The sequence below is a fragment of the Pedobacter aquatilis genome (genome assembly GCF_032678425.1).
Lineage (GTDB): Bacteria > Bacteroidota > Bacteroidia > Sphingobacteriales > Sphingobacteriaceae > Pedobacter > Pedobacter aquatilis_B.
In genome coordinates this window covers 1,293,937-1,307,348 of record NZ_JAVTSG010000001.1, presented here as the reverse complement: position 1 = coordinate 1,307,348, position 13,412 = coordinate 1,293,937, and the positions used below count along the sequence as shown (strand labels likewise).

General features: G+C 36.4%; 14 protein-coding genes. 7 read left to right on the top strand and 7 right to left on the bottom strand.

Annotated features, from left to right (window positions below; genetic code table 11):
• Entirely contained in the window at window positions 1-219 is a 219-nt protein-coding gene (locus tag R2Q16_RS05550) for a DUF3820 family protein (RefSeq protein ID WP_316735638.1), read from the top strand.
• A 170-nt stretch (window positions 220-389) separates the two neighbouring features.
• Here the strand turns inward: R2Q16_RS05550 and R2Q16_RS05545 are convergent, their stop codons facing one another.
• Entirely contained in the window at window positions 390-1,106 is a 717-nt protein-coding gene (locus R2Q16_RS05545; protein WP_316735637.1) for a DsbA family oxidoreductase, read from the bottom strand.
• Window positions 1,107-1,226: 120 nt separating this feature from the next.
• On the opposite strand from R2Q16_RS05545, the gene R2Q16_RS05540 reads away from it, so the two are divergent.
• Window positions 1,227-1,874 carry a hypothetical protein gene (locus tag R2Q16_RS05540; protein WP_316735636.1) on the top strand — a complete coding sequence of 216 codons (648 nt, stop codon included), beginning with the start codon at window positions 1,227-1,229 and terminating at the stop codon, window positions 1,872-1,874.
• A gap of 43 nt (window positions 1,875-1,917) precedes the next feature.
• Here R2Q16_RS05540 and R2Q16_RS05535 read toward each other — a convergent pair whose 3' ends face one another.
• Complete coding sequence (locus R2Q16_RS05535) at window positions 1,918-4,614, bottom strand: M14 family metallopeptidase (RefSeq protein WP_316735635.1); 2,697 nt, start codon at window positions 4,612-4,614, stop codon at window positions 1,918-1,920.
• A gap of 310 nt (window positions 4,615-4,924) precedes the next feature.
• On the opposite strand from R2Q16_RS05535, the gene R2Q16_RS05530 reads away from it, so the two are divergent.
• Complete coding sequence (locus R2Q16_RS05530) at window positions 4,925-5,311, top strand: acyl-CoA thioesterase (RefSeq protein WP_316735634.1); 387 nt, start codon at window positions 4,925-4,927, stop codon at window positions 5,309-5,311.
• Window positions 5,312-5,377: 66 nt separating this feature from the next.
• Window positions 5,378-6,046, top strand: coding sequence for a class I SAM-dependent methyltransferase (locus R2Q16_RS05525; protein ID WP_316735632.1), 669 nt, complete (start codon window positions 5,378-5,380; stop codon window positions 6,044-6,046).
• Window positions 6,047-6,419: 373 nt separating this feature from the next.
• Here R2Q16_RS05525 and R2Q16_RS05520 read toward each other — a convergent pair whose 3' ends face one another.
• Genes R2Q16_RS05520 through R2Q16_RS05510 form a run of 3 tightly spaced genes read right to left on the bottom strand, consistent with a single transcriptional unit; the run spans window position 6,420 to window position 8,390 of the window.
• Window positions 6,420-7,229: a phosphatidate cytidylyltransferase gene (locus R2Q16_RS05520; protein ID WP_316735631.1), complete on the bottom strand. Its 810-nt coding sequence runs from the start codon at window positions 7,227-7,229 to the stop codon at window positions 6,420-6,422.
• Between the two features lie 47 nt (window positions 7,230-7,276).
• Window positions 7,277-7,483 (bottom strand): putative signal transducing protein, encoded by a 207-nt coding sequence (locus R2Q16_RS05515; RefSeq protein ID WP_316735630.1) that lies wholly within the window; start codon window positions 7,481-7,483, stop codon window positions 7,277-7,279.
• Window positions 7,464-8,390 (bottom strand): type II CAAX endopeptidase family protein, encoded by a 927-nt coding sequence (locus tag R2Q16_RS05510; protein ID WP_316735628.1) that lies wholly within the window; start codon window positions 8,388-8,390, stop codon window positions 7,464-7,466. The genes R2Q16_RS05515 and R2Q16_RS05510 overlap by 20 nt, the downstream gene beginning before the upstream one ends.
• Before the next feature lie 43 nt (window positions 8,391-8,433).
• Here R2Q16_RS05510 and dusB point away from each other — a divergent pair, with 43 nt between their 5' ends.
• Together dusB and apaG are read left to right on the top strand one after the other, a co-directional pair.
• Window positions 8,434-9,441 carry a tRNA dihydrouridine synthase DusB gene (dusB, locus tag R2Q16_RS05505; RefSeq protein WP_316735627.1) on the top strand — a complete coding sequence of 336 codons (1,008 nt, stop codon included), beginning with the start codon at window positions 8,434-8,436 and terminating at the stop codon, window positions 9,439-9,441.
• Window positions 9,442-9,478: 37 nt separating this feature from the next.
• Entirely contained in the window at window positions 9,479-9,865 is a 387-nt protein-coding gene (gene apaG / locus R2Q16_RS05500; protein ID WP_316735626.1) for a Co2+/Mg2+ efflux protein ApaG, read from the top strand.
• Window positions 9,866-10,545: 680 nt separating this feature from the next.
• On the opposite strand, the gene R2Q16_RS05495 is transcribed toward apaG, so the two are convergent.
• Window positions 10,546-11,241, bottom strand: a complete 696-nt coding sequence (locus tag R2Q16_RS05495; RefSeq protein WP_316735780.1) for a zinc metallopeptidase — start codon at window positions 11,239-11,241, stop codon at window positions 10,546-10,548.
• A gap of 85 nt (window positions 11,242-11,326) precedes the next feature.
• On the opposite strand from R2Q16_RS05495, the gene R2Q16_RS05490 reads away from it, so the two are divergent.
• Entirely contained in the window at window positions 11,327-12,460 is a 1,134-nt protein-coding gene (locus R2Q16_RS05490) for an FAD-binding oxidoreductase (RefSeq protein WP_316735625.1), read from the top strand.
• Window positions 12,461-12,469: 9 nt separating this feature from the next.
• Here the strand turns inward: R2Q16_RS05490 and purU are convergent, their stop codons facing one another.
• Window positions 12,470-13,309: a formyltetrahydrofolate deformylase gene (purU, locus tag R2Q16_RS05485; protein ID WP_316735624.1), complete on the bottom strand. Its 840-nt coding sequence runs from the start codon at window positions 13,307-13,309 to the stop codon at window positions 12,470-12,472.
• Window positions 13,310-13,412: the final 103 nt, after the last annotated feature.

Genomic DNA, 13,412 nt, shown 5'->3' with positions numbered 1-13,412 from the left:
ATGAACCCTGAATTGTTGCTCGAATTAGTTAAAATGCAAATGCCTTATGGAAAATACAAAGGCTATTTAATTTGCAATATCCCCGAAAGTTATTTGCTTTGGTATAAAGATAAAGGTTTCCCAAAGGGAAAACTTGGAGATTTAATGGCAACAATGTTCGAGATTAGGGTTAATGGTTTGGAATATTTATTAACGCCATTGAAGAGTGGGAAACATTAGGTTTTAAATTTAGGCCTATAAGGGCTCAAAGCTAGTCGAAACCAAATCCTTAAAAAAATCGTCATTGCGAGGCACGAAGCAATCTTTTTCGCCTAAGAGATTGCTTCGTGCCTCGCAATGACGGAACTTTATATACCTACGTTGATTAGCGTAATCTGCGGGAAAATTATCTATATCTCGCAACCATTTTCATCACAAACTGCATCGTCATTTTTATTTAATGATGTGATTTGTGTTTTAGGCTGCGCTGATTTCCACTCTGTGAAACTTTGTTTCAAAGCATCTTCAAATGCCTCAACTGGTTGTGCACCAGAAACACCATATTTTCTATCCATTACAAAATAAGGAACGCCACGAATGCCTAAATTCTGACTTTCGTAAACATCATATCGAACAGCTTCAGCAAATTCATTTCCGCTTAAAACTTCTTCAGCTTCTGATTTATCTAAGCCAATTTCTTCAGCAAGCTGAATTAAAATTAAATCATCACCAAGATTCAGGCTTCTAACAAAATGCGCTTCAAAAAGCTTTTCTTCTGCCAAATCTTGTAAACCATGTTTTGCGGCCAAATGAATTAAACGATGTGAATTGAAAGTATTCGCAGGCACATTGGTATCAAAATTCATGTTTAAACCAGCATTCGAAGCCATGTCGGAAACCTGTTTAGTCATTTGTTTCGCTTGCTCTATCGGCATTCCCTTACTTCGTGACAAATAATCGTAAATGGTTTCATTATTTTCATTGTGGTACTCAGGGTTAAGCTGATAACTTTTCCACTCCACTTCTATTTCATTTTTGAATGGTAACTTATCAATCGCCCTTTCAAAATGACGTTTACCGATATAGCAAAACGGACACATTATATCCGACCAGATTTCTACTTTCATAATGTAAAATTAGGCGATTGCTTCTTAAGCAAAGTAAGCCAAAAGTAAAATCAAACTGTTTTTATTTACATTAAAAAAATCTATAAAATTTTATATGTTTGGGAAAACAAACAAATTTTAATGATGAAAAAATTTCTATTAACACTCTTAGTAGTAACAACTGCGTATGCAGCAAATGCCCAATTCGAAGGCTCTAAACAAGTTTTTGAAAGCCCAAAACTTAAAGCCGAAAAGGCAACACACAAAGTTGTAGCGATTTTACCTTTTGCAACCAAAATTTCTTACAAGAAAATGCCTAAGAACTTCAATGCAGAAGCAAACCGCGATCAAGAAAAAACAATGTCTAAGTCAATTCAATCGAGTATGTATACTTTTCTTTTAAGAAAGGCGAATGACTACACAGTAGAGTTTCAAGATGTCGATAAAACAAATATTTTGTTAAAGAAGGCTGGAATTGCTGATAAATTGGATGAATCGACTAAAGATGAAATTGCAAAGATATTAGGCGTCGATGCTGTTATTGGTGGTAGTTTTGAGACAGAACAAACCAAAAGCGAAGCAGGAGCAATTGCTTCAGCAGTTTTATTTGGAGGTTTTGGTGGAAAAACAGGAACAGGAACACTTACGCTTACCCTTAATAGTGGAGCATCTGGCGACTTGCTTTGGAGGTTCTTTAAAACAATGAATGATAGCATTACATCATCAACAGATGACTTAGTTGAGCATATGATGAGAAAAGTTTCAAGAAATTTTCCTTACGCTAAATAGTGATTAGAAAAAAGTCCCGATAAGAATCGGGACTTTTTTTGGTTTATTTATAAAGCTGATTAAATATCAACTTAAATGTGCCGTGCGTTTGTGCTCTAAAAGCAATCTCCGGACCAAAAGCCAATAATTTCCCTTTGCCAATTTTGGCTTCAAAAGCAGTAACACCATCTTGTAGATAGGCTTGTCCCCATGCCCAACCGCTACGCAATGGCGTTGCAGAATTAAACCACATTAAAGGTTTTATTTTACCATTTGCAATGGCATCGCCAGTTAATTTAAAAACCGGGCTATTATCAAAATAAACATCAGCTTCTTTTTCCATTCCCCAGTTTGCAGGTTGCGAATTATCAACCTCGACATTTAGCACGCTACCAGGAACGTAGTATTTTTCGTCAGGAAGTCTTTTTTCTACACCGTTAACAATTTCCATCATCGCATTCCGAATCGGTAAATCTAAATGATAAGCAAGATTTGTGCTAGAACCAATCGTAACTACATTTCCACCATCCTCAATAAATTTTTTAATTTGAGGAATTGATTTTTCAGGAGTGATTCTGCCTGTTTGTTTTTTATATTCTTCAGGAACATTTTGAGCCGTTTGTGCGCCAAAACCGCCGCCACCACGACCTGTTGAACCTGCTGTTGGCAACGCTGGTATTGCTCCTCCAACAAATAAAATCACATCGTATTTCGATTTTAAATTCCCGGCATCAATATCTTGCGGATAAATTATTGTAGCATTGTAATGGTATTGCTCCATCATCCAACGTACCCAACCAGAAGCCATAGAACCTCCGTAAGTATCCCAAATCGCGATTCTTCCAGCATTAATTTTTTGTTTATTGCTTGGCGCATTGGCCGATTTCAATTTAATATTTGCTTTCTCAAGAATGTTTTTTGCATTCGCAGATGCTGATACATAAAAATCACCATTCTCAGGCGAACGATAAACATCAGCCTTTGCTTTTAAAAGATCATTTACTGCAACATAAGAATCATTCTGCGTTGCACTTAACACATAATTTGAGCCCGAAGGAATCTTATTTTCAGGCTTTAATAATTGTCCGAATGGAATTCTTTCAAATGGCCCTGTAAAATCTTCCTGAAATCTATCAAATTTAACATCCATCATATAAGCTAAAGTCCAGCCAGCAGCATCGTATGGTGCTGTTGGTGCACTACCTTCGTATTTAAAATCGTTGGGGTGATCTTGCGGTTCAAACATATCTAAAACATGCGGACGGAAAGCCTGATCGGTTTTAACAATGTAACTTCCGGCATGATATTTTTTACCTGCTACTGTAAATGATGAAGTTGCTTTCTGCACTAAAATTCCGGTTCTAATCAAAGCATTTAAGAATTTAATTGCAGAGTTAAAATCAGGCTGATCTGCCGATAAAATATAACCTCTTGGGTCACGATTTGCAGGAGCTGTCATTACGGTATCAAAAGCCTTTGTGCTAATTGTTCTTCTTCCAAATTCACCAACAACAGCTGTTTGTGCTTTTGCCGCAGCATTTATTGCATCAATTTTTTTAGGCGAGAAAGACCAATTATCTTTATTTCCTCTTTCGATAGAATTTCTGCCCATTTGATAAATGTTAAAAAGCAATTCATCGTGGTAACGTTGTGCATAACCTAAAACCGCATAATTTAACGAAACGGAATAATCAATTGAGTTTTTGAAGAACCATTTTCTTGGTGTTATTGGATTTGGCGAATCGCCGTTAGGCAATAACCTTGATGGAACCAAAGGAATTTCAGAAGGGGTTGGGCTGCCGACAATTTCCGTCAACAAGCCAATCATATTATGAAAATAGGTTGTGGTGCGCAAACCGCCATTGTACCATGTTGAAAATACTGAGCCACCTCTTTGTGTGTAACCAGGCTTACCTTCAACATTCATTCTGTTGTGCATTGCTGCGCCAACTGCGTCTAAACTCGTTAAAATTGTAGCATCAAAAACATAGTTAAATGGATCGCGGTATGGAGGCCCGGCAACTACGGTACCGGCAGGACCTGCCTGGTGGTGATTATACATAATTTGAGGTAACCATTCTACAAAAAGCTGGCGACCCATATTTTGCGTTTCCTTTAAGTTTAGCATAAAGAAATCGCGGTTGTTATCATGTCCGGCGTATTTTTCATACAATCGTGGCAAACCAGAGGTTGTTCTTTTCTTCGGGTCTTTTTCACGCATATACCAGTCACTAACCAATTCCTGCCCATCGGGATTGGCGTGTGTGAAAAGGATAATTACATCGTCCAAAATCCTCATAGTTTCAGCATCTGTTTTTGATGCAAACTCATAAGCTGTTTGAATAAGTTGGTGTGCGCCGACAACCTCGGTTGCGTGTAAGCCACCATCTATCCAAACCACTGCTTTACCTTCTTGTGCAAGCGCTTTAGCTTGTTCTTTTGTAATTTCGGCATGCGCCAGTTGCTGCGAAATTTCTTTAAATCTATCTAGTTTTTTTAAATTTTCTGGAGAACTTACAACCAGCATATACTGACTTCTGCCTTCTTCGGTTTTTCCAATATCAACTAGCTTAACTCTTTTAGAAGTTTCGGCAAGTTTTTTAAAATAAGCTTCAGTTTGTGTATAGTTTGCCAGCTGATAATCATCTCCGATATCAAATCCAAAATGGCTTTTTGGACTTGGCACTTCTTGAGCAACAGCGAAAGCGCTACTCAATATTAAAAAAGCAAAGCACAGCTTTTTAAAGTAGTTTTTAATCATAATCAAGGAAAGTTTGGTTGGTTGGAATCAAATATAATCAGAAAAGCCGCTTTAAATTCTCTGCTGTAAATTTGTTACTTAATTTACGGCTTCCTTTCTCCGTTGTTACAGCATTTGTTTGTTGCTGATGTAAGTTCTTAACTTTATATTTTCCATCAACCGAAATGTATTTTAGTTTAAGAACATTTTTAATAATTAATACATTTGCCGCGGAAGTAAAGAAAACGCGGAAGACATTAAAAAAGAAAATGCTTGATAAATAGATTCCTTGTAAATCTGTATTTCCGTGGTAATATTTTAAACCTCAATCATGACCCTAGAAGAAAGAATACAAACATCTAAAACCAGTATATTTAAAGCCGTTTTCCCGAACACAACAAATCATTACGACACTTTATTTGGCGGTACAGCTATGCACCTGATGGATGAGGTTGCGTTTATTACGGCGACCCGTTTCAGCAGACAAATTATGGTAACGGTTAGCAACGATAGGATTGATTTTAAAAAATCTATCCCTGCCGGAACAATTATCGAATTAATTGGTCAGGTTACTAAAGTTGGTAATACCAGTTTAAAGGTTAATGTAGAAATTTACATTGAGCAAATGTATGCGGAAGGCAGAGAATTAGCCGTACATGGCGACTTCACCTTTGTTGCCATTGATGAAAACAAGAAGCCTGTTCAGGTAATTAAGTAGAATAATATTATAAAATTCTTTAAGAAAGATATAAGGTTTGCCTCCTTTAACTGCGTAAATTGCATTATGGAAAATCAAATACCTGAAGAACATTTAAAGGAAATTGCCCGCCAGTTAAGTTGCCCGGATGGTGAATACGGTATTAAAACCGGAGAAATGATGAACATTAGCAACATCGGGATGACGACTACCGCAATTGAAGCCTTAGATTTAAAACCGAAAGATATTGTTTTAGAACTTGGACATGGTAATGCCGCTCATGTTGCAGCGCTTTTAAACAAAGCTAATTATGTTACTTATTTCGGTGCCGATATTTCTAAAACTATTATTATTGAAGCGGAAAAATTAAATGCTGAATTTATTGCAGAAACCCGAGCTTCATTCTTTTTAACTAATGGAGAAGTTTTACCCTTTGAAGATGAATTTTTCGATAAGATATTTACGGTTAATACGATATATTTCTGGCAAAATCCTACCCAATATTTAGCAGAAATTAAACGCGTTTTAAAACCAAAAGGTTCATTTATTATAGCCTTTGCTGATAAAACCTTTATGGAAACTCTGCCTTTTACCAAGTTTGGTTTCAATTTATATGATGAGCAAAAAGTTTTGACAGTTTTAGAAATATCAGGTTTTAAAATCGTAAAATCAGAATTAAAAAACGAACAGATTCAAAGCAATGCAGGCTTCAAAGTTAGTAGGGATTATTATGTGGTTTCGGCTAGTAGCAATTGAATAGTAGCACAGAGTTGCATTAAATAAACCGGATTGAAGCGACAATCCTTTTTTGTTGTTCTTGTCCTTAATAAAGCAATGCCCTTTCGCAAAAAAGATTGTAGTAAAAAGCCGGACTTATGTAAGTTTATTGTACTTCAGAAGCTTTTTAAATAATATTTTGAATCAAATGAAGTTTATTTATCTTAGCCAGACGGGCTTTTTTCTTTTGTCACCAAAAGAAACAAAAGTGCCGGCTTAAAATTTTTGTATTAAAGATTCTTCTTGGGCCTTGTCATTGCAGCCCCAAAAATTTTTTAGGGCGGATTATAGTAGAACGTAGATACACTGCTTCATATAAACGCAAAATATCAGCGCTTAATTTATTCTAATTTTAATACAAAATGAGGTATAAATAAGCATAAACAACAGGAGCGGCAAGGAGCAAACCGTCAAACCGATCGAGCAAGCCGCCATGACCTGGCAGCAAACCACCGCTATCTTTGGTGTCCAAACTACGTTTTAACATCGATTCTACTAAATCGCCAAGTGTACCAAAACTGGCGATTAAAATTGCCATTCCAACCCAAACAACTGGTGTATTTTCTGTAAACAGAAATGATAAACCGTAGGCAACCAATGCGCTGGTAAACATGCCACCGAAAAAACCTTCCCAGCTTTTTTTAGGCGAATGGCGCTCAAATAATTTTCGCTTTCCATATTTAACACCGAACATATACGCACCGGTATCGTTTGCCCAAAGCATTAAAAGAAAGGCAATCGGGAGGTGAAAATCGAATGTATTCCAATCGCGAAGAAAACCTAAAGCGTGGAAAAAACAGAATGGAATGGTTACGTAAACAAAACCCACAAAAGTGTACGAGATATTGGCAAACGGAATTTTGCTCTTTTTATAGAGTTCTGTAATGAAAACCGAAAATATTAGCGGTATGCAAAGCAAAAGATATTTAACATCGTAGTTTAAATAGTGTAAGCCCGCTGCCATTAAAAATATGAGTGCACTTGCCACTAAACCAATATTTCTATGTGGACGAATGCCAGAATTTTTGATGAGTTTATAAAACTCGAACAAAGAAAGTACGCTTAAAATAAGGTAGAAAACTGTAAAAACATAAGAACCTAAAAATACGGAACCAAGCATTACGATGGTGAAGAAAAAGGCTGTTATTGCTCTCGTTTTCATAACGGATGATGGAAAATGTTAGATGGATAATGAACGATTTGCAAACATTATTCAATTTCGTTTTTTACGATATATTCAATGGCTTTATCGAAATCGGCCTTATTTACCAAAACATTAATTTCTCCAATATTATAAGCCGATAGCTGTTTGTTTATAACAACAGCAGGAATATCTTCTTCGATTAATCCCTGTTTTAATACTTCGGCTGCAAATGCATCGCCGGTTGTATATACTTTAACCCAGTTTTCGATCACGTTGTGCGGTATCTTTAAAAAATTTAAACAAAGCTATGGTAATTATTGCACTAATTAAATAGCCATACCACGGAAAACCCAATGGTTCATCGGCCTTATTTAATGGAATATTATTTTTCTGCAGGTATAATGATACACAAACCGCATAAGCATTATTTAAAAAATGCGCCAACATCGCATACCAAATGCTACCGCTGTAATAGTACAAATAGCCAAAACCAGCACCCAAAAGCATTCTCGGTACAAAACCATAAAACTGCATGTGTATCGCACTAAAAATAATGGCCGAAATCCATATTGCTGCGTGATGGTTACCAAACATTTTATTTATTGAACGCTGAACGCCACCTCGAAACATTAATTCTTCGCCAATGGCAGGCAAAACAGCAATCATCACTAAGTTTACTACAAAATCCCAATTATTTCTGACTGTTAAAAGCTGAATCGTCATTTTCATTGCAGCTTCTTCACTTTCCTTCATCCAATCTTCTAACCATTTTAAACTTTGCGGCAAAGCCATTTTTTGATTCCAAATTGCTGTCCATTCCATTAATGGCATAGAGAAAATCATAATCACAAAAACCAGCACAAATAATAAAAATGTTGGTTTTTTGAAACCATAAAATGCTGTAGTTTTTATTCCATTTGTTAGCGCAAGGGCGATTGGCGGTAAAATAAACATGCCGATTGACGTGCCGATTTGTAAAATTTTCAATGCACCTGTATATTTTGGGTCACCAGAAGTAATAAGTGCAAAATCTTTAATTACAGCCATACCATGCATTGCGAAGATGACTGCTACAGATATAATCGAAAATACAATACCACCTATAATCGCGTAAGCTAAAAGTAAAAGTAATTGCAGGAAAGGGTTGATTTCTTCCTTGTTAGGTGTTACAACATTCATTATTTGTACCTTTGTGTGTTTTATTAATTGTTGAAGATAGAAAATGTCTGTTAAGATAGGAAATATAGATTTAGGTGAATTCCCATTATTGCTTGCGCCAATGGAGGATGTAAGCGATCCGCCGTTTCGTTTTGTTTGCAAACAGAATGGCGCAGATTTAATGTACACCGAGTTTATTTCTTCTGAAGGATTGATACGTGATGCCGCGAAAAGCCTTCAAAAACTAGATATTTTTGAATACGAACGCCCAATTGGTATTCAGATTTTTGGTGGCGATATCGACCACATGCGTGAAGCTTCAGAAATTGCTTCTGCTGCCAATCCGGATTTGGTTGATATTAATTACGGCTGCCCCGTAAAAAACGTAGTTTGTAAAGGTGCTGGCTCTAGTTTACTTCGCGATATCGATAAAATGGTTAAAATGACCGAAGCTGTAGTTAAAGCTTCGCATTTACCCGTTACTGTAAAAACCCGATTAGGTTGGGATGATGATACTAAAAATGTTTACGAAGTTGCCGAGCGACTTCAGGATGTTGGCATCCAAGCTTTAACTATTCATGGCAGAACCAGGGCACAGCTTTACAAAGGCGAAGCCGATTGGACTTTGATTAGAGAAATTAAGCGCAACCCACGCATTAAAATTCCAATTTTTGGAAATGGCGATGTGGATAGCCCAGAGAAAGCAGCCAACTGGCGAATGGAATATGAAGTGGATGGGATTATGATTGGTAGGGCGGCTATTGGTTATCCATGGATTTTTCGCGAGGTTAAACATTTCTTTAAAACCGGTGAGCATTTGGCAGGACCAACTATTGAAGAGCGCATAAATGTTTGTCGCACGCATTTAGATAAATCCATAGAATGGAAAGGTCCAAAAACCGGAATTTTCGAAATGCGCCGCCATTATGCAAATTACTTTAAAGGCCTACCAGATTTTAAACCTTACAGAATGAGGTTGGTTTCTGAGCCAGATTATGCGAACATTCACAGCATTTTAGACGAAGTGGCAGAAAAATTTGCCGACTATAACAGCGCAAGTGTAATGGCTTGATTTTTGAAAGGCTTTTCTTATATTCGTTACAATCATCATGGTTACAGCAATTACAGATGGCGTTCAAGTTTCAGTAGAAACAATCTATCAACCGGAATATTCCAATCCGGCTAATGAGCATTTTATGTTCGCTTACCGCATAGAAATTTCAAATCTTTCTGATTATCCTGTTCAGCTGATGCGCCGCCAATGGTTTATTTTCGATTCAAATAGCAGCCGACGAGAAGTTGAAGGCGAAGGTGTTGTTGGTTTACAGCCAGTTATCGAGCCTGGCGAAAGCCACGTTTATGTTTCGGGTTGTAATTTAAAAACTGACATTGGCAGCATGCAAGGCACTTATTTAATGAATAGGTTGGTTGATAATGCTGAATTCGAAGTAGAAATTCCCGAATTTCAGTTGGTGGCTCCTTACAGATTAAATTAGTTTTTTATTTTTTTGTAAAGCAAAGTTAGGTGGCTCTGGCGGCCGAAAGTCCCGCTATCGCTTATAGTCCTCGCTTCGTGCCTCGCTCCGGGCTATTTAGCTCTATCGGGTTTGGAGAACAGAGGCATGTTTTTCAAAGGCTAAGCTTGCTTATCTAAGTGGTAAACTAATGCTTAAATAACTTTAAAAGATTTCTCCACAAGGTCGAAATGACGGTATAGTTGTTCACATCCCCCGCCCGTCATTTCGAGCGCAGCCGAGAAATCTTCGGCCCTTTAGAGAATCTAAATAGCAATAGTCAAACCTTTTAAAACAGTTTTAAAAGATTTCTCCGTAAAGTCGAAATGACGACAGGGTTGGTAATTCTTGCTCAGCCTAAAGCAGAAGAACTACCACTTTTGATAACTAGCCCCGACATAAACGGAAATACTTTTGGCTTTATAAACTTAAGAAGTTTCCCCTCAAAATGTTCATTAGACTTCGGAAGTTACCAGGCGGCGTTTCCAAGCCAAAAGATTGCAGTATTGGCGGGTCTGGAATAACCGAAGCATTACGGATTTTGCGCTTCAAATTATATAAATATTTTGAAGATTAGAAACAAGGATTCTTCCTAAACACAAAAGCGGCCGGAAAATTAATCCCGAACCGCTTTGTAATCTTCATAGGTAAATGAAAATATTTTAATCCCTGCTTCGTCCAAAAAGCATAGAGGCGTAGTAAAGTAAATTTGCTAATGCACCAATAGCTGCAACTACATAAGTCATTGCTGCCCACCAAAGCGCATCTTTAGCTTGTGTGTTTTCTTCTTGTGTTTGCATTACGCCCTGGTTATTTTTTAGCCAAGCTAAAGCACGGTTACTGGCATCGAACTCTACTGGTAAGGTTACAATACTAAATATAGTAACCAATGCCAAGCCTACCACACCTATTGCCAAAACAATTGGTGTTACTGCAAAAACCAATAACATTACGCCAATTAACAATACCCATTGCAACAAATTTGAAGAGATGCTTACCACCGGAACCATCGTACTGCGTAAGTTTAACCAGCTGTATGATTTTGCGTGTTGAACAGCATGACCACATTCGTGAGCGGCTACTGCCGCTGCCGCAACACTTCGGCTATAATAAACATCGGTACTTAAATTTACCGTTCTATCTGTTGGATTGTAATGATCTGTAAGCTGTCCTTCGGTACTCATCACCTTCACATCGAATATTCCATTATCATGCAGCATTCGCTCTGCCACTTCCTTACCCGATAAGCCTGAACTTAGTTGCATTTCAGCATATTTAGAAAACTTATGCCTAAAACGCCATTGTACAAACATGCTAAGCAGTAATACCGGGACGATTATAATTAAATAAATTCCCATTTTCTTGTATGTATGTTTTTCATTTACCGATATATCAAAAAGCGATCCCATATTAAAAACCAACATATTTGTACTATTTTTAAATATGAATAACCAATTTTCTTACTGGGAAAAAACTTCATTTTTTGATTTTGATGTAATTGTGATTGGCAGCGGAATTGTTGGTTTAAATGCAGCAATTCATCTTAAAATTTCAGAACCAACTTTAAAAGTTGCAGTATTGGAAAGTGGGTTTTTACCTTCAGGGGCGAGCACAAAAAATGCAGGTTTTGCTTGCTTTGGAAGCATTTCTGAACTGATAGAACAAGAAAGTATTTCAGGTACAGAGCAGCTTGCTGTATTAATAGAAAAACGATGGAAAGGTTTATTAAAGTTAAGAACCCTTTTAGGCGATGATATTATTGATTACAAGCAATTGGGCGGTTATGAACTGTTTAAACCTGAAGATAAAATTTTGTCTACTGAATGTGTAGTCAAAATTGAACATTACAACAGTTTAATACAGCCAATTATTGGCTCTAAATCTTTCTCTGTAAGTAATAGCAAAATAAAAAGTTTTGGTTTTAATGGCATTGATAGTATTATAGAAAATCAATATGAAGCGCAAATAGATACCGGAAAAATGATGTTGGCCTTGATTGAATATGCTCAACATCTGGGTATTAATATATTTAATAATTGTGCAGTCGATGAAATTATTGCTCAAAATTACATTCAATTAGTAAAAACAAAACAAGGTAATTTTAGCGGGAAGAAAATTATTGTAGCTACAAATGCCTTTGTGAAAAAATTAATTCCAGATTTAGATGTTACGCCAGGCAGAGGGCAGGTTTTGATAACCAAACCCATTAAAAATTTAAAAATTGCAGGTACTTTTCATTACGACAAAGGCTACTATTATTTCAGAAATATAAATGATAGAATTATGCTGGGAGGTGGTAGAAATTTAGATTTTAAGGCTGAGGAAACTACCGAATTGGGATTAACAAAAAAAGTTCAGGATGTTTTAGAGCAACTATTAAACGAAGTTATTTTGCCTGATACCAAATTTGAAATTGATTGCAGGTGGAGCGGAATTATGGCTTTTGGAAAAAAGCTAGAACCTATAATAACTGAAGCATTACCAAATGTTTTTTGTGCCGTTAGATGCAATGGAATGGGTGTGGCTGTGGGTAGCCAAACCGGAGCAGATGTGGCAGAAATGGTTTTAAATAGTTAATCGCTTTATTTATTTAAACACGATTGTTTTATTTCCGCTTACAAAAACACGGTTTTCAAAAATTAATTCCAGCGCTTCTAAAAGCACCTTTTTTTCAATTTCTTTTCCGGCTCTTACCATTTCCTTTACACCAAAATTATGATCGACATGCGAAGTATGTTGGGTAATTATCGGACCTTCATCCAAATTATCAGTAACGAAGTGAGCCGTTGCCCCAATAATCTTAACGCCTCGTTCAAAAGCTTGCTTATACGGATTTGCACCAATAAATGCCGGCAAAAATGAATGATGAATGTTAATTATTTTTCCTGAATAGTCCTTCACAAAGTCTGGCGATAAAATTCTCATAAACTTTGCCAAAACAATATAGTCAACCTCAAATTGATTAATAACTTCTTTTATTTCTGCTTCGAAAGTGTTTTTATCCTTGTTCTCATGAGAAATATAATAGTACGGAATACCTAAGCTTTCTGTAAAATCTTTTAAACCATCATAATTGCCAATTACACAATTAACATTTGCCCCCAATGTTTTAAATTGATTTTTAACTAAAATCTCTGCAAGACAATGGTACTCTTTTGTAACCAAAACAGCTATCTGTTTTTCCTTATGGTTTATTAAGTTTACTTCTGATAATTCAGGTAGATTTTCTAAAAGTTTTTCTTCCAGTTTTTGCTCAACATCTAAATTTCCTGTGCAGGCAATACGCGTAAAGAATGATTTGTTTGCCTCATCAACAAATTCTCGCATGGCTACAATATTTAGTTGATGTGCCGCTAAAACCCGAGTGATGTTGGTTACTAAGCCAACTTTATCCGGACATGAAATTAGTATGGTTAATTCGCTCATTTGCAATATTGAAAGCTCAATTATAAATATTTTTTTTCGTTATATCCATTTCATATTAACTAATATTTTTTGGTATATCTGTTTTTAATCTTCATTTTTACTA